A 22277-nucleotide genomic window follows, 5' to 3' on the forward strand; every position below is an offset into this window, starting at 1 on the left:
TGCGAGCGGGCTGCCCGCGAAGAGGCCGGATGCAGCGCCACAAAACCCTGCCATCTACACTTTGCGGATGACGGTTGCGCACTAAACCCGCAAAATGCAACGATTCCGGCAACTATCGACGACATCGCCCACAGGCGCTGTCGATAAAACCATTGTTCCAATCAGACTGGGCCTGCTGACTTTATGCGAATGCGCCTTATGTTACTGGGCGGCGGAAATGCCCTTGGGCAGGCGCTGATTCGCCTCGGTGCAGAGGAAGACATCAATTTCCTTGCCCCCCGCCCGCCGCAAGACGGCTGGGATGCCGCGAGCCTGACCCAACTGCTCGACGACACCCGCCCGGACGCGTTGATCAACCTTGCCTACTACTTCGACTGGTTCCAGGCCGAAGCGGTCAGCGAACAGCGTCTGGCCGGGCAGGAGCGGGCGATCGAGCGTCTGGCCGAACTGTGCCAGCATCACAATATCGTTCTGCTGCAGCCTTCGAGCTATCGCGTGTTCGACGGCTCCCGCGCCACGGCCTACAGCGAAAAGGACGAGCCGGTACCGCTGGGCCTGCGCGGCCAGGCGTTGTGGCGGATCGAACAGAGCGTCCGCGCGACGTGTCCACAGCACGTTCTGCTGCGTTTCGGCTGGCTGCTCGATGACAGCCCCGATGGCACTCTCGGGCGTTTCCTCGGTCGGGCCGAGCGCCCGGAAGAGCTGTTGATGGCCGATGATCGTCGTGGCAATCCGACACCGGTGGACGACGCAGCGCGGGTCATCATCTCGGTGCTCAAGCAACTCGACTGCGCGGCGCCGCTGTGGGGCACCTATCACTACGCCGGACACGAGGCGACCACGCCGCTGGCGCTGGGGCAGGCGATCCTTACCGAAGCCCGGGCCCTGCATCCGCTGGCCATCGAAGCCCCCACCGCCCAGGCCCACGCCGCGCGCCCCGACGCCGCCGAAGAGCCGCAGCACGCGGTACTGGCCTGCAAGAAAATCCTCCACACCTTCGGCATCAAACCCCGCGCCTGGCGTGCGGCGTTGCCGGGGTTGCTGGATCGGTTCTACCGCCACGGCTGATGCGCTCCCACAGAGGAAAAAATGCAGGAATAGATAAAGGCGCCCATCAGGCGCCTTTTTTTACAGCTCGTTCCCACCACGTGAACGATTTTTAGAACTTGTAGCCCACACCGACCATGTACACGAATGGATCTGCGTCCACGTTGACTCGTGCCCGGGTGCCCGGTGCGACGGCGTTGTTTTCCACGGTCGCGCGGGTATCGATGTCGATGTAGCGCAACTGGGCGTTGAGCAGGATGTGGTCAGTCAGCATGTAGTCCGCACCAACCTGCCAGGCCACGCCCCAGGAGTTTTTCGTGTTGAAGTTGCTGAAACCGTTGGCGCGGGCTTCGCTGCTCAGGTGTTCGTCGTACATCCAGGTGTAGTTGACGCCCGCACCGACATAAGGCTGGAACGCCGACTTGGCGTCGAGCGGGTAGTACACCAGGCTCAGGGTAGGCGGCAGTTGCTTGAAGCTGCCGAGCTTGCCGTTGGCTGCGCTCAGGGCAGTGCCCTTGAGTTTCACGTCATGCTCGAACGGCGTGGCCGCCAGCAGTTCGATGCCCAGGTGATCAGTGATCATGTAGGCGAAGTTCAGGCCCAGTTGCGTGTCGCTGCTCAGCGTCGCCTTGCCGCCCAGATCGGCACCGCTCAATGGACCCTGATCGACCTTCACGGTGGAGCTGTCGGTATTGGGATCAACGGTGATCGCGCCGGCACGCAGGAGGATGTCGCCTTTTTCGTGGGCATGGGCGAGCGGGGCTGCGAGCGCGAGAGCAAACAGCGTGGCGCCGAGCAGGGACTTGTTCATGGGGGCTCCAAAGGACGTTAAAAATTTTTGATGTCCAATGGTAAGGCGGCTAACGAATTGGTCTTTTGACTCAGCTCAAGGAAATCGTGATGGCCTGAAAAGATCGCAGCCTTCGGCAGCTCCTGCAGGGAAACGCATTCCAATGCAGGAGCTGCCGAAGGCTGCGATCTTTTGGGGGCCGAAATCACTCCGGCAATTCATACATGTAGATCTTGTCCGCCTGCATCTGATACCCGGCATCGGCCAGCTCGCTGGTGGACGCCTTGACCTGCATCGGCCCTTCGACCCAATACGGCTGATACAGCTCGTCGACCTTCACCCCCACCTCGCTTTTGACATGCACGATCTGGTTCGATGGCGGCGGCGGAACGTGGATGCAGGCACCGAAGTACGGCACCAGCAGGAACTCCGTGGTGCGGCCTTCCTCATTCACTTCCAGAGGCACGATGTAGCCCGGCAGGCGTATATCCTGGCCGTCGAGGGCCTGGACCACCGGTGCGTTGGGCATGCTCTGCTTGGCGGCCGGCGCCGATTCGGCGGACAGCGCATCGCTCATCTTCGACAGGTCATGCAGGGGCGTCATGTCCGGTACGACCGGCATGGCATCCGGCGGAATCATTTCCGACCAGGTCAGCTCCTTCGGCTCCGCTGCCCACAGCGGCAGGGCGACCAGCATCAACAGCGCAAGCAGAGCGCGGGGCATTTTCAACATCCTCATAAACGGATCGACAGGCCATCGGCCAGGGATTGGCGATACGCGCGCCAGGCCGGCACGCTGCCCATCAACAGGGCGGCGAGCAGAATGCCAGCAAGCAGCGTCCATTCATACTCGCTTGGCCATGCCAGTGGCAGATACAGCCCGTAATTGGCCTGCACATAACCCTGGGCCGCGGCGATGCACACATACAGCAGCGCAAGGCCAGCGGCCACTCCCGCCAGCGCCAGGGCAAACGCTTCGAGCACCAGCAAGGTCGCGATATGCCAAGGGCGCGCACCCACCGAACGCAGAATCGCCATCTCCCGGCGACGTTCGTTGAGGCTGGTGAGAATCGCCGTGAGCATGCCGATCAACCCGGTCAGCACTACAAACAGCGAGACCACGAACAAGGCTTTTTCCGCGGTGCCCATCAGGCTCCACAGCTCCTGCAGCGCCACGCCCGGCAGGATCGCCAGCATCGGTTCACCACGGAATTCGTTGATTTCCCGCTGCAGGGCGAAGGTGGAAATCTTGCTGTTGAGGCCGAGCATGAACGCGGTGATGGCTTGCGGCTTGAGATCCATGTTGCGCGCCTGATCGGCGCTGATCCGCTCGTTGCCCCGGGCCGGAACGCCGTTGTGCCAGTCGATGTGTATCGCCTCCATGCCGCCGAGGCTGATGTGCAGCGTGCGGTCCACCGGCGTACCGGTGCGCTTGAGAATGCCGACCACGGTGAATGGCTTGTCGTCATGCTTGACCAGGCTGATCGCCGCCACGCCGTGGGCCAGCACCAGTTTGTCGCCGAGCTTGTAGTGCAGGGCGTCCGCCACTTCGGCGCCGAGCACCACTTCGAACGGATCGGTGGCGAAGGCGCGGCCATCGGCCAGTTCCAGGTGTTGCTGGCGACCGTACTGGTAGTGCTCGAAGTAGGCCTCGGTGGTGCCCATCACCCGATAGCCGCGATGGGAATCGCCGAGGGACATCGGAATCGCCCACTTCACCTTCGGGTTGCTGGCGAAGTGTTCGAAGCTGTCCCAGCGGATGTTGTTGGTGGCGTTGCCGATGCGGAACACCGAATACAGCAGCAGGTTCACCGAGCCTGAACGCGCGCCGACGATCAGGTCGGTGCCGCTGATGGTGCTGGCGAAGCTGGCCTTGGCTTCGGTGCGCACCCGCTCCACGGCCAGCAACAGGCAGACCGACAGGGCGATGGCGAAGGCGGTGAGAATCGCGGTGAAGCGGCGGTTAGCCAGACTGGCCATGGCTAGACGAAACAAGTACATCTCAGACCTCGGAAACAGTGGCGGCGCGATTGAGTTCGGCCAGCGACAGATGACGATCGAACAGCGGCGCCAGGCTCTGGTCATGGCTGACGAACAGCAGGCTCGAACCGGCCTCGCGGCATTCGGCGAACAGCAGGCGAATGAAGTTTTCGCGGGCGTCGAAATCCAGGGCGGAGGTGGGTTCGTCGGCGATCACCAGTTCCGGCTGGCCGATCAGGGCCCGCGCGGCGGCGACCCGTTGCTGTTGGCCAATGGACAGTGAGTCGGCGCGACGACTGAGGATGTGTTCATCCTTTAAACCGAGGTGGGCGAGCAGGGTCGCGGCGGCCTGGTCGACGCTGCCGTGACGCTGCTTCGCCCGCTGGGCACGCAGCCTGGAGAAGTGGCAGGGCAGCTCGACGTTTTCCCGCACCGAGAGAAACGGCAGCAGGTTGAACTGCTGGAAGATGTAGCCGGTGTGATCGACGCGAAAGTGATCGCGGGCGCCGGCCGACAGTTGCGTCAGCTCCTGGCCGAGCAGGCGGATGCTGCCGCGATCGGGCTTTTGCACACCGCCGAGCAGGCCGAGCAGGGTGGTCTTGCCACTGCCGCTGGGGCCCTTGAGGAACAGGGTTTCGCCCGGTTCCAGGCGAAAGGCCGGGATGTCCAGCAGCGGTGGATGACCGGGCCAGCTGAAGCCCAGGTCGGACAGTTCGATGAGTGCTTGGGTCATGGCGCCGATTTCGTGATGTTGATGACCTGTGCAGGAGCTGCCGAAGGCTGCGATCTTTTGACTTTGAAAATCAAAAGATCGCAGCCTCGTTTCACTCGACAGCTCCTACAGGGGATCTACGTGAATTTAGAATTTCAGGGACGCAGCCTTGGCCGTGACTTCCACCCCTTGCTGCCCGTTCGGGCTGATCAGTTGTACCTGAATTTTCTGGGTAGCCGGGAATGTGTTGAAGATATTCGCCAGGTCCAGGGTTTTCAGCGCGGCCGCAGTGGCGCAGGTGAAGCTGTAGTGGGCGTGGATTTCGCTGTGGTCGTGATGATGTTCGTCCTTGGCGTCTTCATCGTGATCATCGTCGGCGTCCGGCTTGTCGCCGAACAGTGGGCTGTTGAGCTCCTGGCTGGCCACCACGCAACCGGCGGCCTTCGGCAGGCTGAACAGCGCCAGCGGGTTTTCCAGCTGGCTGCGGGCGGCGACGACCTTGGCCTTGTCGGCGTCAGTGGTGGCGGCGTGCTCGAAGCCCACCAGGTTCATCGCCGGGCTATCCAGTTCCAGTTCCAGGGTCTGGCCATCCAGCGCCGCGTTCAGGCGTCCGACACCGTGTTCATGGGCACCGAGGCTGCCGTGTTCATGGTCGTGGTCATGATCATGCTCGTCCGCGGCATGGGCGACAGCCAGCGGCAACAGGGCAAACGGCAAAGCGAGCAACAGACGACGCATGGCGAATCTCCGGAAAGCAAATGAAAGAAATGTTATGTAATCTTATAACGTAAGTGCGGAGAGTTTGACTGCCTGCTTGGCGTTGCACAAGTCCCATGGGAGCATGCAGCGAAGAAATATGCGGGAGCAGACCTATGTTGCGAATTCGCGGAAGCATCGGCGAGTGGCCGGTGGATTTGACGCTGGAGATGGATGACGCCGACTGGGCGCGGTTCGGCGCGCAATTGCAGGTGGAAAAAACCGAGGTCGTCGCAACACCGGCCAAAACGCCGAATCAGGATGAGACGCTGTGGCAGATCGCCCGGGATTTGCTGCGCAAGGCCGGGCAATTGAGCGGGCCGGATCTGCTGGATCAGCTGGAAGGGCTGACCGGTAGCGCGGTTTCAGGCAAGCGGCTGCTGGTGCGCCTGCGGCACAGTGCGGATGTGAAAGTGGAGAGTGGCGCGGATACGCCGATTTACCGCTGGATCGAGTGAAACATAAAAGATCGCAGCCTGCGCCAGCTCCTGCATTGGAACGTATTCCTCTGTAGGCGCTGCCGCAGGCTGCGATCTTTCGATCTTAATAAAGCGCAGCGAACAACTTGCGACGGTACACGGTCACCAACGGGTGATCATTACCCAGCAACTCGAACACCTGCAGCAACGTCTTGTGCGGCAAACCTTCGCTGTAGCTGCGGTTGCGCATGAACAGCTTGAGCAAACCATCGAGCGCCGCCTCGTACTGCTGGCGAGCCAGTTGCTGCACGGCAAGCTGGTAGACCGCTTCATCGTCCTGCGGATCTTTCGCCAGGCGCGCCTTCAAGTCGGCGGCGTCGGGCAGGTCCTTGGCCAGGCCAAGGAACTTGATCTGCGCCTTCGCACCGGCCAGGGCCGCCTTGTGATCATCGCTCTTGACCGCATCGAGCACCGCTTGCGCTTCGCTCAGTTCACCGCGCTCGGTGAGGCAGCGGGCAAAGAGGATCAGCGCCTTGGCGTTGGTGTTGTCCTCGCCCAAAAGGACGGTGAGGATGGCTTCGGCGTCGGCGAAGCGACTGTCATCGAACAGCGCCTGGGCCTGCTCCAACGGATCGGCCGCGGCAGGTGGCGGCATCTGGACATGAGGCTCGAGCAGGGCGCGAACGGCCGACTCGGGCTGCGCCCCGGCAAAGCCATCGACAGGCTGGCCATCCTTGAACAGCACCACGGTTGGCAGGCTGCGAATGCCGAAGCGGGCGACGATGTCCTGCTCGATATCGCAGTTGACCTTGGCCAGCAGCAACTCGCCCTGATAGCTCTCGGCGATGGTCTGCAGCATCGGCATCAGCACTTTGCACGGCGCACACCATTCGGCCCAGAAATCCACCAGTACCGGTTTGTGGAAAGAGTTCTCGATCACCGACTGGTCGAAATCGGCAGTCGTGGCGTCGAAGATGTACGGCGTTTGCTGACTCATGGGGGATCTCGTAGAAGCGTGAATGGGGCAACTATACGGCCTGGCGGGGTGTGGCCGGAAGCGTGATGGCCCTCGATAGTGTGTTGTCGGGACGTCCGTCATCGCGGGCAAGCCCGCTCCCACAGGTACAGTGCGATCCCTGTGGGAGCGGGCTTGCCCGCGATGCTTTTAATGGCGTTGCGCGTGATAAAGGCTCACATGCCGAAATTCTTCCGGCTCACACAGGTCCGGCAAGGTCATGGCTTCGAGCATTTCGATGCGTCGATACAACGGATGACGAAAATCCCGCACCCGCGAATCCGCCACCAGCGCTTGCCGGCCACGGCTGAGGAATTCATCGAGCAGCGGCAGGTTCGCCCGGTCGTACAGCACATCCGCCACCAGGATCAGATCGAAGCGATCGGCCTCGGCGAAGAAATCCGTCGAGTAATTGAGCTGTACATCATTGAGTTCGGCGTTCGCCCGACAGGCCGCAATCGCCAGCGGGTCCAGATCGCAGGCCACCACTTCCAGCGCCCCGGCCTTGACCGCGGCAATGCCCGCCACGCCTGAACCTGCGCCAAAATCCAGCACCCGCTTGCCGTTGACCCATTCCGGGAATTCGGCCAGGTATCGGGCCACCGCCAGGCCGCTGGCCCAGCAGAAACTCCAGTAGGGTGGTTCATGCAGGATGCGACGGGTTTCCTCGGGGCTGAAGGCGCGGTCCATGTTGTCGCCGTCGATCAGCCACAGCTTCAACTCGGTGTCAGGCAGGTCACAGGCAACCAGGCGCGCGTCGCCGAGCAGTTCACTCAACGCCTGTTGCAGGTCGAGCGGTGCACTCATGGGGCTTTGACAAATTGCAGTTGGCCCAGTGCCTGGGTGGTGGGTTGGGTGATCAATTGCGACGGCAGATGCAGGATCAGCTGGCCGGACTGGCTGGCGCGACCGCGCAATTCAACCCGTGCGCCGGCCGGAAAGGCGTCCGGGTTGAAGCGCAGGTGAAACGGCAACACCTGATTGGTGCCGATCAGGCTTGAACTGGCGAGCAACTGTTGCGGGCGATCCTTTTCGTCGATCACCAGCAGTGCCAGTTCGACTTCGGCGCCGGCCGGCACGCCCTGCAGGGTGCCGCTCAATTCACGCTGGTAAGCCGGCAGCGGGCCGAGCTCGGCAGCTTCTTTGGCTTTTTTCTGCGCCTGTTGCGGTGCCGGGCCTGGCGTCGGCGGCTGAGGCTTGGGCGCATCGCTGCTGCAGGCCACCAGGAGGCTGAAAAGGCTGAGCAATACGAGCGGGCGTAACGACATGGGCAGCTCCGGAAACGTGAAATCCATGGATCGACAGATCATGCCGTCTGTATACCGCAAAGCCTATGGCTTGTCTTGCCACCGGGATGCGCTACCATGGCCCTCCCTTTTTTTGTTGCCTGCCACCATGCACTGTCCCTTCTGCGGTGCCAACGACACCAAGGTCATCGACTCGCGTCTGGTCGCCGAGGGCGAACAGGTGCGCCGCCGGCGTGAATGCCTGGCCTGCGGCGAGCGTTTCACGACGTTCGAAACCGCTGAACTGGTGTTGCCGCGCCTGATCAAAACCGACGGCAGTCGCCAGCCGTTCGACGAAGAAAAACTCCGCGCCGGCATGCAGCGTGCGCTGGAGAAGCGCCCGGTGAGTGTCGAGCGCCTCGAATCGTCGCTGGTGCACATCAAACACAAACTGCGCGCCACCGGCGAGCGCGAGGTCAAGTCCCTCGTGGTCGGTGAGCTGGTGATGACCGAGCTGAAAAAGCTCGATGAAGTCGCCTACATCCGCTTCGCTTCGGTCTATCGCCGCTTCCAGGACCTCAACGAGTTCCGCGAAGAGATCGATCGCCTGGCCCGGGAGCCGGAGAAAGAATGACCACGCCTGCCGAGCAAGCCATCCTCGACGCCCATTACATGGCCCGCGCGCTGGAACTGGCGCGCCGCGGCCATTACACGACCCATCCCAACCCGCGGGTCGGCTGCGTGATCGTCCGTAACGGGCAGGTTGTCGGCGAAGGCTGGCACGTGCGTGCCGGCGAGCCCCATGCCGAAGTCCACGCCCTGCGCGCCGCCGGTGAATTGGCCAGGGGCGCCACCGCCTACGTGACCCTTGAACCTTGCAGCCACCACGGTCGTACGCCGCCTTGCGCCGACGCCTTGGTGAAGGCCGGCGTGGCGCGGGTCGTGGCAGCGATGCAGGACCCGAATCCGGAAGTTGCCGGTCGCGGCCTGCAACGCCTGGCGCAGGCTGGCATCGCCACCGACAGCGGCGTGCTGGAAGGCGAGGCGCGCAAGCTCAATGAAGGCTTCCTCAAACGTATGGAGCACGGCTTGCCCTTTGTACGGGTCAAGCTGGCCATGAGCCTGGACGGCCGCACGGCGATGGAAAGCGGCGAAAGCCAATGGATCACCGGCCCAGCCGCGCGTTCGGCGGTTCAGCGCCTGCGCGCCCAGGCCAGCGCGGTGCTGACCGGCGCCGATACCGTGTTGACGGACAACGCCCGCCTGACCGTACGCGCCGATGAGCTGGGCCTGGATGCCGAGCAAACCGCGCTGGCCATGAGCCGGCCGCCCCTGCGCGTATTGGTCGACGGCCGCCTGCGGGTGCCGCCGGATGCGCCGTTCTTCAAGGCCGGGCCGGCACTGATCGCAACTTCCGTGGCGGTCGAGGAACAACACGCCAACGGTCCGGAATGCCTGATCGTGCCCGGCTTCGATGGCCAGGTCGATTTGCGCCAGTTACTGGTCGAGTTGGCCAACCGTGGCATCAACGAAGTGCTGGTCGAAGCGGGTCCACGGCTGGCGGGTGCTTTCGCTCAGCTGGGGCTGGTGGATGAGTTCCAGATCTTCATGGCCGGCAAGTTCCTGGGCTCCACGGCCCGGCCGTTGCTGGACTGGCCGCTCGCCCAAATGAAGGATGCGCCGGCGCTCAAAATCACTGAAATTCGCGCGGTGGGCGATGACTGGCGAGTCACTGCCATTCCTTTGCCAGCGGCGAGCGTATAATTCCCGGCCATCGTTACAGCGCTGGCTCTGTTCTCGAGGAGAACCCCATGTTCACCGGCATCATCGAATCCATCGGCAGTATCCGTGCATTGACCCCCAAAGGCGGAGATGTGCGGGTCCATGTAGCAACCGGCAAGCTCGACTTGAGCGACGTCAAACTGGGCGACAGCATCGCGGTCAACGGCGTATGCCTGACCGCCGTTGAACTGCCGGGCAATGGCTTCGCGGCGGACGTCAGCCGTGAAACCCTCGACTGCACCGCCATGAACGACCTGAAAAGCGGCAGCCCGGTCAACCTGGAAAAAGCCCTGACGCCGACCACCCGCCTGGGCGGGCATCTGGTCAGCGGCCACGTCGATGGCGTGGGCGAAGTGGTTGCCCGCACCGAGAACGCACGGGCCGTGGAATTCCGCATCCGCGCCCCGAAGGAACTGGCCAAGTACATCGCCCATAAAGGCTCGATCACCGTCGACGGCACCAGCCTGACCGTGAACGCGGTCGATGGCGCCGAGTTCCTGCTGACCATCATTCCCCACACCCTGACCGAAACCATCATGGCGTCGTACCAGCCAGGCCGTCGGGTGAATCTGGAAGTCGATTTGCTCGCCCGTTACCTGGAGCGCCTGCTGCTGGGCGACAAGGCGGCGGAACCTGCAGCTGGCAGCACCATTACCGAAAGCTTCCTGGCCCAAAACGGCTACCTCAAATCCTGAATTTTGAAAGAAGGGGGTGCCTTGTGGCGCTCAATAGCATCGAAGAACTGGTTGAAGACATCCGCCAAGGCAAGATGGTCATCCTCATGGATGACGAAGACCGCGAGAACGAAGGCGACCTGATCATGGCCGCCGAGTGCTGCAAGCCCGAGCACATCAACTTCATGGCCAAGCACGCCCGTGGCCTGATCTGCATGCCGATGACCCGCGAGCGCTGCGAGCTGCTCAAGCTGCCCTTGATGGCGCCGCGCAATGGTTCCGGTTTCGGCACCAAGTTCACCGTGTCGATCGAAGCGGCCACCGGCGTGACCACCGGCATCTCCGCCGCCGACCGCGCCCGCACCGTGCAGGCGGCTGCCGCCAAGGACGCCAAGGCCGAAGACATCGTCAGCCCCGGCCACATCTTCCCGCTGATGGCCCAGGCCGGCGGCACCCTGGCCCGCGCCGGCCACACCGAAGCGGCCTGCGACCTGGCGCGCATGGCCGGTTTCGAGCCGAGCGGCGTGATCTGCGAAGTGATGAACGACGACGGCACCATGTCCCGTCGTGCCGAACTGGAAACCTTCGCCGCCGAACACAACATCAAGATCGGCACCATCGCCGACCTGATTCACTACCGGATGATCCACGAACGTACCGTTCAGCGGATTGCCGAGCAGCCGCTGGACAGCGAACTGGGCCAATTCAACCTGGTGACCTATCGTGATTCGGTGGAAGGCGACGTGCACATGGCCCTGACCCTGGGCAATGTCTGCGCCGAGGAACCGACCCTGGTTCGTGTGCATAACATGGACCCGCTGCGCGACCTGCTGATGGTCAAGCAACCGGGCCGCTGGAGTCTGCGCGCCGCCATGGCCGCGGTGGCCGAGGCCGGCAGCGGTGTGGTGCTGTTGCTCGGTCACCCGCTCGATGGCGATGTCCTGCTGGCGCACATCCGCGAAAACAGCGAGCACCCGGCGGTGAAAAAACCGACCACCTACAGCACTGTGGGTGCCGGTTCGCAGATCCTGCGTGACCTGGGCGTGCGCAAAATGCGCCTGATGTCGGCGCCGATGAAATTTAATGCGATATCCGGTTTCGATCTGGAAGTTGTAGAATACGTGCCCTCCGAATAATGACCGGGTGTTTCCGGCCAGTAATTCGCGGTTCAAATATCACTGAGGGGCGCGTAGAAGACGCGTCCCGGCTCTTTAAGAGATCTATCGAATGACCCTGAAGACCATCGAAGGTACGTTCATCGCCCCTAAAGGCCGCTACGCTCTGGTAGTGGGCCGTTTCAACAGCTTCGTCGTTGAAAGCCTGGTCAGCGGTGCAATCGATGCCCTGGTTCGCCATGGCGTGAGCGAAAGCGACATCACCATCATCCGTGCCCCTGGCGCCTTCGAAATCCCGCTGGTTGCGCAGAAAGTCGCTCAGAAGGGCGAGTTCGCGGCAATCATCGCCCTGGGCGCGGTCATTCGTGGCGGCACTCCGCACTTCGAATACGTGGCGGGTGAATGCACCAAGGGCCTGGCCCAAGTGTCCATGGAGTTCGGCGTACCGGTCGCCTTTGGCGTGCTGACCGTCGATTCCATCGAGCAAGCCATCGAACGTTCCGGCACCAAGGCCGGCAACAAAGGTGCTGAAGCTGCCCTGTCCGCTCTGGAAATGGTCAGCCTGCTGGCGCAGTTGGAGGCCAAGTGATTAGCGACGAAAGCGATCGTTTCAACCCGCGCGATCCAAAGCCTGCCGATGCCGGCAAGCCATCGAAAAGCGCCAAGCGTCGCGAAGCCCGTCAGCTCGCGACCCAGGCCCTGTATCAATGGCACATGGCCCGTCAGTCGCTGAACGAGATCGAAGCGCAGTTCCGGGTCGATAACGATTTCACCGATGTCGATGGCGCCTACTTCCGCGAAATCCTGCACGGGGTTCCGCAGTTCAAGACCGAAATCGACACCGCGCTCAAGCCTTGCCTGGACCTGACGATCGAAGAGCTGGACCCGGTTGAACTGGCGGTTCTGCGCCTGTCCACCTGGGAACTGCTCAAGCGCGTCGACGTGCCTTACCGCGTTGTGATCAACGAAGGTATCGAACTGGCCAAGGTCTTCGGTTCCACCGACGGCCACAAGTTCGTCAACGGTGTACTCGACAAGCTGGCACCGCGTCTGCGTGAAGCTGAAGTGAAGGCGTTCAAGCGCTGACAGGCGCTTGGAGTGTCGACACCAGTCCATGGGCGAGTTTGAGCTGATCCGTAATTTCTTCGCCGCCGCGCCCTGTGCGCAAGGCGGCGAAGGCGTTGCCCTCGGGATCGGCGATGACTGCGCCCTGCTGGCTGTTCCTCCCGGGGAGCAGTTGGCGATTTCCACCGACACCCTCGTGGCCGGTGTACATTTCGCAGACCCCTGCGACCCGTTTCTGCTCGGTCAGCGCTCGCTGGCTGTTGCGGTCAGCGACTTGGCCGCCATGGGCGCCACCCCCATTGCCTTTACCCTTGCCCTGACCTTGCCGTCGGTGACCTCCGACTGGCTGCAAGCCTATGCCCGCGGTTTGAACCAGATGGCGCAGAGCTGCGGCGTGGCCCTGGTGGGCGGCGATACCACGCGCGGGCCGTTGAGCCTGACCATGACCGTGTTCGGTCGTGTGCCGGCCGGCCAGGCCCTGACCCGCAGCGGCGCGCAACCCGGTGACCTACTGTGTGTGGGAGGTGACCTGGGCAATGCGGCCGGGGCGTTGCCGCTGGTGCTTGGCCAGCGTACTGCCGAGGCGGCCATCGCCGAACCGCTGCTGGCGCACTACTGGTCGCCGCAACCGCAACTGACATTGGGTCGGGCGCTGCGGGGCAAGGCGACGTCAGCGATGGATATCTCCGACGGCCTGCTCGCCGATTGCGGGCACATTGCCCTGGCGTCGAACGTCGGCCTGCAAGTCGAGCTCGAGCGCCTGCCGATGTCGGCGGCGCTGCGGGCCTTTCTCGGTGAAACGGGCGCGCAGAACGCCGCGCTCAGTGGCGGCGACGATTACGTTTTGGCCTTCACCCTACCGTCCGTCGAGTTGCCTGCGATGCTGGCCGATGGATGGCCAGTCCATGTGGTCGGACGTGTAGTGAGCGGGCAGGGCGTGACCCTGCTGGATGCCGACGGACAAGACATCACCCCGCAAATCCGGGGTTATCAACATTTTCGGGAGACACCGTGACAGACCATCCCAAGCAGGTCCCGGCGGAATTCGTACCGCCGTCGGTCTGGCGCAATCCATGGCATTTCCTGGCGTTCGGCTTCGGCTCGGGCACCTTGCCAAAGGCACCGGGCACCTGGGGGTCGTTAGTTGCGCTACCCTTTATCCCGTTATGGCAAATGTTGCCCGATTGGGGCTACTGGCTGATGTTGGGCATCACCATGCTGTTCGGCTTCTGGCTGTGCGGCAAGGTGGCCGACGATTTGCGTGTGCACGACCACGAAGGCATCGTCTGGGACGAGATGGTCGGGATGTGGATCACCCTGTGGCTGGTGCCGGAAGGCTGGCAGTGGCTGTTGGCGGGTTTCCTGGTGTTCCGCTTCTTCGATATTCTCAAGCCCTGGCCGATACGCTGGGTAGACCGGCATGTGCACGGCGGCGTCGGGATCATGCTCGATGACGTATTGGCCGGTGTGTTTGCCTGGTTGGCCATGCAAGGGTTGGTGTGGATGTTCGCCTGACTGGAGAGGTTAACAGGCGATTACCGGGAGAACTTGACTGGGAGAATCAAGGATGGCTCTACGCGGGTTGATGGTGTTGGTGCTGACCTTGTTTTGCTCATTCGCCCAGGCGGAGGAGGCCGCAACCACGCCGTCGGTGATTCACCTGGCCAGCGAGGATTGGGAAGACTACACCGCCGCCAATGGCCAGGGCCTGGGTTGGGACGTGCTGCGCAAGGTCTTCGAGCCGGCGGGCGTCCAGCTGGATATCCGCAGCGAACCTTATCTGCGCTCCATCGGCCTGGCCGAGCGTGGCGAAGTGGATGCCTGTGTCGGCTCCTACCGCGACGAGTCTGAAGCGCTGCTCTACCCGCACTGGAATTTCGATACCGATCACATCTACGCCCTGGGCCTGGCCAGTAGCCCGGTGCCGACCCCGGAAACCCTGGGTGATTACCGACTGGCCTGGGTCCGCGGCTACGATTACCAGGATTACCTGCCCAACATCCGCCACTACGATGAAGTGGTCCGCCGCACCGGCATCATTTCGATGCTCACCTACAAGCGCGTCGACTACTACATCGATGCACTCACCGAGGTGGATTTCGTCCTCAATCGCGCCAAGGATCCCTCACAGTTCCGTCGCACCCACATTGCAGAACTGCCGCTCTACCTGTGTTTCAGCAAGACCCCCCAGGCCCGCGCGCTGATGGCCCTGTTCGATGAGCGCATGGAAAAACTGGTGAAAAGCGGCGAGCTGAAGCCGATTTTCGAGCGTTGGAAACAGCCTTATCCATTCGACAAAAACTGAGTCTGGCCCGGTAACTCGCCTTTGACCTCTGTGGGAGCGAGCCTGCTCGCTCCCACAGAGGGTTTGGGCAGGCCATATCAAACTTTTTGATGGTTATGCTCGATAATTCAGCCTAAGCGTCGGTTGGAACGTGCTGTTACAATGCCGGCCTGCGAATCTTCAGTCTTCTTAGATCAGGAGCACACCGGTGCCTGTCGTTTTTGTCGCCGCTTCCAAGCTGCCAACGCCTTTTGCGCAATTCACCATGCACGGCTTTCTCGATGAAGCCACCGGCCGCGAGCACGTTGTGCTGAGCCTGGGTGAGATCGCCGACGGTGCCCCGGTACTCGGCCGGTTGCATTCCGAGTGCCTGACGGGCGACGCCCTGTTCAGCCAGCGTTGCGACTGCGGCTCGCAACTGGAAGCCGCGCTGCAGGCCATCGCCCGCGAAGGCCGTGGCGTGCTGCTGTACTTGCGTCAGGAAGGCCGCGGCATTGGTCTTCTGAACAAGATCCGCGCCTACGAGCTGCAGGACGGCGGTGCCGACACCGTTGAAGCCAACGAGCGCCTGGGCTTTGCCGCCGACCAGCGTGATTACGCCATGTGCCTGCCGATGCTGGAGCACCTGGGCGTGAAATCCCTGCGCCTGATGACCAACAACCCACGCAAGGTCAAAGCCTTGACCGACATGGGTATCGTGGTGGCCGAGCGCGTGCCGCTGCACACCGGTCACAATCCGCACAACAAACTCTACCTGGCGACCAAGGCCAGCAAGCTCGACCACATGATGGGCAACGAGCACCAGGGCGAGGTAGACCGCGCGTGACCCGAGGTCAGGTGCGGCGGCGACTGTCCGTCAACTGGTGGCAATACTTCGCGCTGGCGCTATTGCCGCTGTTCGTGATCAATGGCGTGTTCGGTGAGGGCGAGGCGATCCTGCCCGTGCTGGCGATGCCGTTTTTCATCGCCGGCGTGGCCTCGATGTTTGTCAGCCTGAAGTTCTTCGGTCGCTACAAGCACGCCTTGATCGCCACGCAAAAAGCCCTCGACACCCCGGAAGAACCCGCGGCCTGGATCAGCCTCGCGGCCAAGCGGCGCATGGCATTCCTCGCCGCCAGCCTGCCGGCGTGGATCGGTGCACTGGCGGTGTTCGTCGGTCTTGAAGCCGTGCCGTTGATGCTGCTGGCGCTGTCGACCGCCGTGCTGTTTTACCTCTACCGTATCCCGCGCCAGCTGGCTTGATGCGTTCTTTCTGGCTGGCCTGTCTGCTGCTGGCCTCAAGCGGGTCGGCAATGGCAGTCGAGCGGGTGGTCAGCCTTGCACCGTCACTCTCGGAAATCGTCGTCGAACTGGGCTCCGCCGATCTGCTGGTGGGGGTTCTGGATGCCGGCGAACGTCCCTCTGAACTGAAGAACCTGCCCTCCGTTGGCCGCTACGGTCAGTTGGACATGGAGCGGCTGCTCAGCCTGAAGCCCGATCTGCTGTTGCTCTGGCCCGGCAGCGTCGGTCCGGCCCAGCGCGAACAGCTCAAGCGCCTGAACATTCCCATCTTCGTCGCCGAACCGCACAACTTCGCCGAACTCACCGTACAGATCGAAGCCATCGCCGCGCGGCTCGGGCGATCTGAACGTGGGACGGCATTGGTGGGGGATTTGCGTCGACGGCTGGCGGAGCTGCGTCAGCGTTATCGGCGGGAGCAGCCGTTGCGCGGCTTTTATCAGGTATGGGACCGGCCGCTGTACACCGTTGGTGGTGGGCAGATCATCAGTGATGCGCTGGATGTCTGTGGTGTGCGCAACCTGTTTGCCGATCTGACATTGCCAGCGCCGCAGGTGAGTGTGGAGGCGGTATTGTTGCGTAATCCCGAAGTGATATTGGCGGGAGATCAGGCTCAGCTGGATGCCTGGAAGGCCTGGCCGCAAGTCGATGCGGTGGTTCACAAGCAGTTGCTGTTGGTCACCGACAAAGGCCTGGAGCGGCCGAGTGGGCAGATGGTCGAGGCGACCGCCAAACTCTGCCACCTGATCCAGCCCGATCGTTGAGTATCCACAAACCCCTGTAGGAGCTGCCGAAGGCTGCGATCTTTTGATTTTGTTTTTGAAGATCAAAAGATCGCAGCCTTCGGCAGCTCCTACAGGTGATTTCAGCGGATATCGGGTGTCCAGGTCACACCAAAGATCCAGGCCCGACCTTCCTCGCGATACCCGTACTGACTCCCCTCATGGCTGTACAACACCCGGCTGTAATCCTTGTCCAGCAGGTTATCCACCTTCATCTCCAGCCTGATCTCGCGATTGAGCGCCCAGCTGCTGCGCAATCCCAGCAACCCATAGCCACCCAGCGAATGCTCGTTGTTCAGGTCGTCATAGCTGCCGCTCACCGCCTGCCAGCTGGCGCCCAGCCCCAGGCGATCAAACTGCCGGTCCAGATCCAGGCTCAAGGTACGTCGCGCACGGCGGGCGAGGGTATGGCCGGTGTCGCGGTCGCGCGGGTCGATGATCGCCACGCCCAGGTTGCTCTGCCAGCCGAACAGCTCCTGCTTCAGCGCCGCCTCGAAACCGTTGATCCGCGCCGACGCGACGTTTTCCGGGCGTGAGTTGCTGCCGAAGATGATCGCGTCTTCCAGATCGGTCCGGTACAGCGATGCCTCCAGGCGGCTGTCTTCGGTCAGCTGGCTGCGCCATTGCAGTTCATAGCTCTTCGAGGTTTCGGGCTTGAGGTCCGGGTTGCTGAAGTCCGGGTAATACAGGTCGTTGAAGGTCGGTGCGCGGAAGCCTTCGCTGTAGGTCAGCAGCAGATCATTGTCAGGGTTTAGCGGCAGGGTGAAGGTGCCGCTCCAGCTGTTGTGCCCGCCGAATTGCTGGTTCTGGTCGCGGCGCAGACCCAGTTCGGTGGAGAAACTGTCGGTGTGATAGCGATGCTGAACGAACGCCGCGCGGTTCCAGCGGCTGTTTTCGTCGAAGTCCGTGCTGCTGTTGAGCCGATCTTCGTACCAGTCGCCGCCGAGGATCAGGCTGTTGCGTTCGTTGAGGGTCAGGTCGTTCTGCCAGCTCACCGAATCGCGATAGGTGTTGAACACGCTGCGTTCGTCGCTGAGCTTGTCGAGGGTCTTTTCGCGGTTTTCGCTGTGGCCGAATTCGACGCGGCTTTTCCAGACCTCATTCACTCGCGCGTCCACGTAGCTGCTGACGCTGCTCACGTCGAATTCGCTGTAGGGCTGCTGCTGGACCGACTCGAACGTGGTCAGGTCGAAGCGGCCGAACGGGTTGTCGAATTCGCTTTTGCCGCGGTTATCCAGCACGTTGGCGCCGATTTCGATGTCCTCGTTCCGGGCATGGCTCAGGCTCAGGCTGAATGACTGGTTGCGATAGGCGTCGTGGTCGCCATCGCTGGGATAGGACTGGTGGGTGCGATCGATCCCGGCGGTTTCATCGAGGCTGGCACCGAGGTTGAAACGGGTCTGCGCATCGCCCCCGGACAAACCGAGGCTGCGCTCCCAGGTCTGATTGCTGCCCATGCCGACGTGCAGTTGCGGTCGCAACCCCGGCTCGCCGCCACGACGGGTGAAAATCTGGATCACGCCGCCGATGGCATCGCTGCCGTAAATCGCCGAACGCGAGCCGCGCAGCACTTCCACGCGCTCGACCTGTTCGATGTTGATGTGCTGCAGGTTGCTGTCACCGGAACTGGAGGTGCCAATGCGCTGGCCGTCCACCAGCACCAGGCTTTGCGCCGATTGCGTACCGCGAATGTAGACGCCCGGCAGACTGCCGCGCCCGCCGGTTTGCGCCACCTGCACTCCCGGCACCCGGCGCAGCAGATCGGTGACGCTGTTCGGTTGCAGACGGTCGATGTCTTCGCGGGTGAACACGGTATTGGCGGCACTGCTGTCGTTGCGCGCCTCGACCTGGCGATTGGCGCTGATCAGCACATCCGGCAGTTTCAGGGCCTGATCGCGTTCGAAGCTGTCGGCCAGCAGCGGGCCCGACGGCAGAAGGGTCAGCGTCAGGGCGAGGGGGGAGAGTTTCATGGAAGATCCGAGATTTCAGCCACAACACAACCCCAATGCAGGAGCTGCCGAAGGCTGCGATCTTTTGATTTTGATTGTTCAGACTTGAAGCTGCCGAAGGTCAGGATCAATAGATCGCAGCCTTCGGCAGCTCCTGCATGGGGATCGGGTTTACCGGTTCAGCAATTGCAGGCGCTGACGGATCGAAGCCTCGATCCCGGCCTCATCCAGCCCGCATTCCGCCAGCATTTGCGCAGGCTTGGCGTGCTCGACGTAGATGTCCGGCAGGCCCAGGTTCAGCATCGACTTGAGGATGTTCTCCCGCGCCAGGAACTCGCTGACCGCGCTACCGGCGCCGCCCATGATCGCGTTCTCTTCGATGGTCACCAGCAGCTCGTGACCGGCGGCGATTTCGCGTACCAGCGCTTCGTCCAGGGGTTTGACGAAACGCATGTCGACCACGGTCGCATCCAGCGTCTCGGCGACTTTCAGCGCCTCGGCCAGTTGCACACCGAACACCAGCAGGGCGACTTTGCTGCCCTGGCGGCGAATCACGCCCTTGCCGATTTCGATCGGTTCGAGGTCTTTCTCGATGGTGGCGTTCGGGCCGTTGCCGCGCGGGTAGCGCACCGCCGCCGGGCCTTCGTAGAGGTGGCCGGTGGTGAGCATCTTGCGCAGTTCGTTCTCGTCGCTCGGGGTCATCACCAGCATGCCGGGGATGCAGCGCAGGAACGACAGGTCGAAGCTGCCGGCGTGGGTCGGGCCGTCTTCGCCCACCAGACCGGCACGGTCAATGGCGAACAGCACGTCGAGGTTCTGCACCGCCACGTCGTGGATCAGCTGGTCGTAGCCCCGCTGCAGGAAGGTCGAGTAGATCGCCACCACCGGTTTTGCGCCTTCGCAGGCCATGCCGGCGGCGAGGGTCACGGCGTGTTGCTCGGCAATCGCCACGTCGAAGTAGCGCGAAGGATAGCGCTCGCTGAAGGCCACCAGGTCGGAGCCTTCCTTCATCGCCGGGGTGATGCCGACCAGGCGCGGATCGACCGCCGCCATGTCGCACAGCCATTCGCCGAACACGCCGGAGTATTTCGGGCCGCTGGCTTTTTTCGGCGCGGCGGCCGGAGCGTTCAGGGGTTCGAGCTTGGTGATGGCGTGGTAACCGATCGGATCGACTTCCGCCGGTGCGAAGCCTTTGCCTTTCTTGGTGACCACGTGCAGGAACTGCGGGCCTTTGAGGTCGCGCATGTTACGCAGGGTGGCGATCAGGGTCGGCAGGTCATGGCCGTCGATCGGGCCGATGTAGTTCCAGCCCAGCTCTTCGAACAGCGTGCCGGGGACCAGCATGCCTTTTGCGTATTCTTCGGTGCGACGGGCGATTTCCCAGGCGCCGGGCAGACGCGACAGCACTTTCTTGCTGCCTTCGCGCATGCTCGCGTAGGTGCGGCTGGAAAGGATTTTCGCCAGATAGTTCGACAGGCCGCCGACGTTGCGCGAGATCGACATGTCGTTGTCGTTGAGGATCACCAGCATGTTGGCGTCCACTTCCGGCGCATGGTTCAGCGCTTCGAACGCCATGCCCGCGGTCAGGGCGCCGTCGCCGATCACCGCGATGGCCTTGCGATCGCTGTTCTGCAGGCGGGCGGCAATGGCCATGCCCAGCGCGGCGCTGATCGAGGTGCTGGAGTGGCCGACGCCAAAGGTGTCGTACTCGCTCTCGGAGCGGCGCGGGAAAGCGGCGATGCCGTCTTTCTGGCGCAGGGTGCCCATACGCGCGCGGCGATCGGTGAGGATCTTGTGCGGGTAGGCCTGATGCCCCACGTCCCACACCAGCCGGTCGTCCGGGGTGTCGAAAACGTAGTGCAACGCGATGGTCAGCTCGATCACGCCCAGGCCGGCACCGAAATGCCCACCGGTCTGACCGACCGTGTAGAGCAATTCCAGGCGCAACTCATCGGCCAGGGTTTCCAGCTCGGCTTCGCCTAACCGGCGCAGGCCGTCCGGCGTGTTCGCGCGGTCCAGCAGGGGCGTGGTCGGGCGCTTGCGGGGAATCTCATGAAACGTCGTGGGCATCAGGCGAATCGTTATAGGTATAAAAGATGCGGCAGTTTACCTGATGCATCGGCCCCTGCCCACGCGTTGGTCTTTTTTGGCGAATACGCCTTAGTTGCGGCGCGAGACGATGTAGCGGGCCAGATCGCGCAGGGGCTCGGCGGCCGCGTCAAACGGTCGCAGCGCATGCAGGGCCTGATCGCGCAGCTCCAGGGCGTAGGCCTTGGCGGCGTCCAGACCCAGCAGCGCCGGGTAGGTCGGCTTGTCGCGCGCGATGTCGGCGCCCTGGCGTTTGCCCAGGGTGGCGGTATCGCTTTCGACGTCGAGAATGTCGTCCTGCACCTGGAACGCCAGACCAATGGCCAGCGCATATGTCTTCAGGGACTTGAGTTCATCCTTCTCAGCGCGGCCACTGGCCAGGGCGCCGAGCTTGACGCTGACTTCGATCAGCGCACCGGTCTTGTGCCGATGCATGTATTCGAGGGCTTTCTGGTCGAGCTTGAGGCCCACCGAACCGAGGTCGATGGCCTGGCCACCGACCATGCCCGCCGGGCCCGCGGCCTGGGCCAGGGCGCTGACCATTTCGAGGCGAATCTGCGCGTCGGCGTCGCTCAAGCGCGGGTCGAGCAGGGCGCTGAAGGCCATGCTCTGCAGTCCGTCGCCGGCGAGAATCGCGCAGGCTTCATCGAATTTCTTGTGGGTGGTCGGCTGGCCGCGACGCAGATCGTCGTCGTCCATGGCCGGCAGGTCGTCGTGCACCAGCGAGTAGGCGTGGATCAACTCCACCGCACAGGCCGCGCCATTGGCTTGCTCGGCCTTGCCGCCCAGCGCTTCGCACGCGGCGTAGGCCAGCAGTGGACGCACACGCTTGCCACCGTTCATCACGCTGTAGTGCATGGCTTCGTAAAGACGCGCCAGCTCAGGGCTGGGCGCGGTGAAGAGGGTCTCCAGGGCCGCATTGACGCGGGCCTGGCTGGCTGCCGAGTACGCTGCAATCATTCTGGTTGATCCGCGTCGAAGGGTTCCTCGGCCAACTCGCCATCACGCTCGAGCAGCACCTGCACCTTCTGCTCGGCCTGGGCCAGCGCCGCCTGGCAATCGCGAGTCAGCCCGATGCCCTGCTCGAAAGCGGTCAGCGAGTCTTCCAGCGACAATTCACCATTCTCCAGACGCTCCACCAGCGTTTGCAGGTCAGCGAGGGACTGTTCGAAATCCAGTGCAGCTTTTTTGCGGGCCATGGCGGCTATTTCCGGTAGACGTTAAACCGGCGCGACACTAGCAGATAGGGGGTTTATGGGCAAATGAGCGGGCCGCAAAGCCATTCACCCCGTAGGAGCTGCCGAAGGCTGCGATC

26 protein-coding genes are annotated in these 22277 nt (G+C 62.8%); 14 read left to right on the forward strand and 12 right to left on the reverse strand.

The window, feature by feature from the left end:
- Nucleotides 1-183: 183 nt before the first annotated feature.
- Entirely contained in the window at nt 184-1068 is an 885-nt protein-coding gene (locus tag HNO86_RS11620) for a sugar nucleotide-binding protein (protein ID WP_175377106.1), read from the forward strand.
- A gap of 91 nt (nt 1069-1159) precedes the next feature.
- Here HNO86_RS11620 and HNO86_RS11625 read toward each other — a convergent pair whose 3' ends face one another.
- The 5 genes from HNO86_RS11625 to HNO86_RS11645 all read right to left on the reverse strand — a co-directional run bounded on the left by HNO86_RS11625 (nt 1160) and on the right by HNO86_RS11645 (nt 5267).
- Nucleotides 1160-1858, reverse strand: a complete 699-nt coding sequence (locus HNO86_RS11625) for an OmpW family protein (protein WP_175377107.1) — start codon at nt 1856-1858, stop codon at nt 1160-1162.
- 184 nt (nt 1859-2042) lie between these two features.
- Nucleotides 2043-2561 (reverse strand): DUF3299 domain-containing protein, encoded by a 519-nt coding sequence (locus tag HNO86_RS11630; protein ID WP_175377108.1) that lies wholly within the window; start codon nt 2559-2561, stop codon nt 2043-2045.
- Nucleotides 2562-2572: 11 nt separating this feature from the next.
- A complete protein-coding gene (locus tag HNO86_RS11635) occupies nt 2573-3838 on the reverse strand; it encodes an ABC transporter permease (protein WP_175377109.1) in 1266 nt (421 codons plus the stop codon).
- A 1-nt stretch (nt 3839) separates the two neighbouring features.
- Nucleotides 3840-4550 carry an ABC transporter ATP-binding protein gene (locus tag HNO86_RS11640; RefSeq protein WP_175377110.1) on the reverse strand — a complete coding sequence of 237 codons (711 nt, stop codon included), beginning with the start codon at nt 4548-4550 and terminating at the stop codon, nt 3840-3842.
- A 126-nt stretch (nt 4551-4676) separates the two neighbouring features.
- On the reverse strand, nt 4677-5267 hold the full coding sequence (locus tag HNO86_RS11645; protein ID WP_175377111.1) for a DUF2796 domain-containing protein: 591 nt from the start codon (nt 5265-5267) through the stop codon (nt 4677-4679).
- Nucleotides 5268-5401: 134 nt separating this feature from the next.
- Between HNO86_RS11645 and HNO86_RS11650 the strand changes: the two genes are divergently transcribed.
- Entirely contained in the window at nt 5402-5743 is a 342-nt protein-coding gene (locus HNO86_RS11650; RefSeq protein WP_175377112.1) for a hypothetical protein, read from the forward strand.
- A gap of 85 nt (nt 5744-5828) precedes the next feature.
- Here HNO86_RS11650 and trxA read toward each other — a convergent pair whose 3' ends face one another.
- The 3 genes from trxA to HNO86_RS11665 form a co-directional block, all read right to left on the reverse strand.
- Nucleotides 5829-6701 (reverse strand): thioredoxin, encoded by an 873-nt coding sequence (trxA, locus tag HNO86_RS11655; RefSeq protein WP_175377113.1) that lies wholly within the window; start codon nt 6699-6701, stop codon nt 5829-5831.
- A 168-nt stretch (nt 6702-6869) separates the two neighbouring features.
- Nucleotides 6870-7526 (reverse strand): methyltransferase, encoded by a 657-nt coding sequence (locus HNO86_RS11660; protein ID WP_175377114.1) that lies wholly within the window; start codon nt 7524-7526, stop codon nt 6870-6872.
- Complete coding sequence (locus tag HNO86_RS11665; RefSeq protein WP_175377115.1) at nt 7523-7987, reverse strand: YbaY family lipoprotein; 465 nt, start codon at nt 7985-7987, stop codon at nt 7523-7525. Before HNO86_RS11665 ends, HNO86_RS11660 begins: the two co-directional genes overlap by 4 nt.
- A 127-nt stretch (nt 7988-8114) precedes the next feature.
- Between HNO86_RS11665 and nrdR the strand changes: the two genes are divergently transcribed.
- From nrdR to HNO86_RS11725, 12 genes are all read left to right on the forward strand, one after another.
- The gene (nrdR, locus tag HNO86_RS11670; RefSeq protein WP_162634909.1) at nt 8115-8579 is read left to right on the forward strand and encodes a transcriptional regulator NrdR; all 465 of its coding nucleotides are present in this window, start codon (nt 8115-8117) and stop codon (nt 8577-8579) included.
- Nucleotides 8576-9709: a bifunctional diaminohydroxyphosphoribosylaminopyrimidine deaminase/5-amino-6-(5-phosphoribosylamino)uracil reductase RibD gene (gene ribD / locus HNO86_RS11675; protein WP_175377116.1), complete on the forward strand. Its 1134-nt coding sequence runs from the start codon at nt 8576-8578 to the stop codon at nt 9707-9709. The genes nrdR and ribD overlap by 4 nt, the downstream gene beginning before the upstream one ends.
- A 47-nt stretch (nt 9710-9756) precedes the next feature.
- Nucleotides 9757-10422 (forward strand): riboflavin synthase, encoded by a 666-nt coding sequence (locus tag HNO86_RS11680; RefSeq protein ID WP_175377117.1) that lies wholly within the window; start codon nt 9757-9759, stop codon nt 10420-10422.
- Between the two features lie 23 nt (nt 10423-10445).
- Nucleotides 10446-11537, forward strand: a complete 1092-nt coding sequence (gene ribBA / locus HNO86_RS11685) for a bifunctional 3,4-dihydroxy-2-butanone-4-phosphate synthase/GTP cyclohydrolase II (protein WP_175377118.1) — start codon at nt 10446-10448, stop codon at nt 11535-11537.
- 91 nt (nt 11538-11628) lie between these two features.
- Nucleotides 11629-12105 (forward strand): 6,7-dimethyl-8-ribityllumazine synthase, encoded by a 477-nt coding sequence (gene ribE / locus HNO86_RS11690; RefSeq protein WP_175377119.1) that lies wholly within the window; start codon nt 11629-11631, stop codon nt 12103-12105.
- Nucleotides 12102-12602, forward strand: a complete 501-nt coding sequence (nusB, locus tag HNO86_RS11695; RefSeq protein ID WP_175377120.1) for a transcription antitermination factor NusB — start codon at nt 12102-12104, stop codon at nt 12600-12602. The genes ribE and nusB overlap by 4 nt, the downstream gene beginning before the upstream one ends.
- 28 nt (nt 12603-12630) lie before the next feature.
- Nucleotides 12631-13596 carry a thiamine-phosphate kinase gene (gene thiL / locus HNO86_RS11700; protein WP_175377121.1) on the forward strand — a complete coding sequence of 322 codons (966 nt, stop codon included), beginning with the start codon at nt 12631-12633 and terminating at the stop codon, nt 13594-13596.
- Nucleotides 13593-14096: a phosphatidylglycerophosphatase A gene (locus HNO86_RS11705; protein WP_175377122.1), complete on the forward strand. Its 504-nt coding sequence runs from the start codon at nt 13593-13595 to the stop codon at nt 14094-14096. The genes thiL and HNO86_RS11705 overlap by 4 nt, the downstream gene beginning before the upstream one ends.
- A gap of 52 nt (nt 14097-14148) precedes the next feature.
- On the forward strand, nt 14149-14886 hold the full coding sequence (locus tag HNO86_RS11710; protein ID WP_175377123.1) for an ABC transporter substrate-binding protein: 738 nt from the start codon (nt 14149-14151) through the stop codon (nt 14884-14886).
- Between the two features lie 187 nt (nt 14887-15073).
- Nucleotides 15074-15691: a GTP cyclohydrolase II gene (ribA, locus tag HNO86_RS11715; protein ID WP_044465292.1), complete on the forward strand. Its 618-nt coding sequence runs from the start codon at nt 15074-15076 to the stop codon at nt 15689-15691.
- Nucleotides 15688-16107, forward strand: coding sequence for an MFS transporter (locus HNO86_RS11720; RefSeq protein WP_175377124.1), 420 nt, complete (start codon nt 15688-15690; stop codon nt 16105-16107). Before ribA ends, HNO86_RS11720 begins: the two co-directional genes overlap by 4 nt.
- Nucleotides 16107-16907 carry a cobalamin-binding protein gene (locus tag HNO86_RS11725; RefSeq protein ID WP_175377125.1) on the forward strand — a complete coding sequence of 267 codons (801 nt, stop codon included), beginning with the start codon at nt 16107-16109 and terminating at the stop codon, nt 16905-16907. The genes HNO86_RS11720 and HNO86_RS11725 overlap by 1 nt, the downstream gene beginning before the upstream one ends.
- A 101-nt stretch (nt 16908-17008) precedes the next feature.
- Here the strand turns inward: HNO86_RS11725 and HNO86_RS11730 are convergent, their stop codons facing one another.
- From HNO86_RS11730 to HNO86_RS11745, 4 genes are all read right to left on the reverse strand, one after another.
- Nucleotides 17009-18895, reverse strand: coding sequence for a TonB-dependent receptor domain-containing protein (locus tag HNO86_RS11730; RefSeq protein WP_175377126.1), 1887 nt, complete (start codon nt 18893-18895; stop codon nt 17009-17011).
- 150 nt (nt 18896-19045) lie between these two features.
- Nucleotides 19046-20944, reverse strand: a complete 1899-nt coding sequence (gene dxs / locus HNO86_RS11735; RefSeq protein ID WP_175377127.1) for a 1-deoxy-D-xylulose-5-phosphate synthase — start codon at nt 20942-20944, stop codon at nt 19046-19048.
- A 90-nt stretch (nt 20945-21034) separates the two neighbouring features.
- A complete protein-coding gene (gene ispA, locus HNO86_RS11740) occupies nt 21035-21922 on the reverse strand; it encodes a (2E,6E)-farnesyl diphosphate synthase (RefSeq protein WP_175377128.1) in 888 nt (295 codons plus the stop codon).
- Complete coding sequence (locus HNO86_RS11745) at nt 21919-22161, reverse strand: exodeoxyribonuclease VII small subunit (protein WP_007894317.1); 243 nt, start codon at nt 22159-22161, stop codon at nt 21919-21921. The genes ispA and HNO86_RS11745 overlap by 4 nt, the downstream gene beginning before the upstream one ends.
- Between the last annotated feature and the right edge of the window lie 116 nt (nt 22162-22277).

The sequence above is a fragment of the Pseudomonas sp. C1C7 genome (assembly GCF_013359595.1).
Taxonomy (GTDB): Bacteria; Pseudomonadota; Gammaproteobacteria; order Pseudomonadales; family Pseudomonadaceae; genus Aquipseudomonas.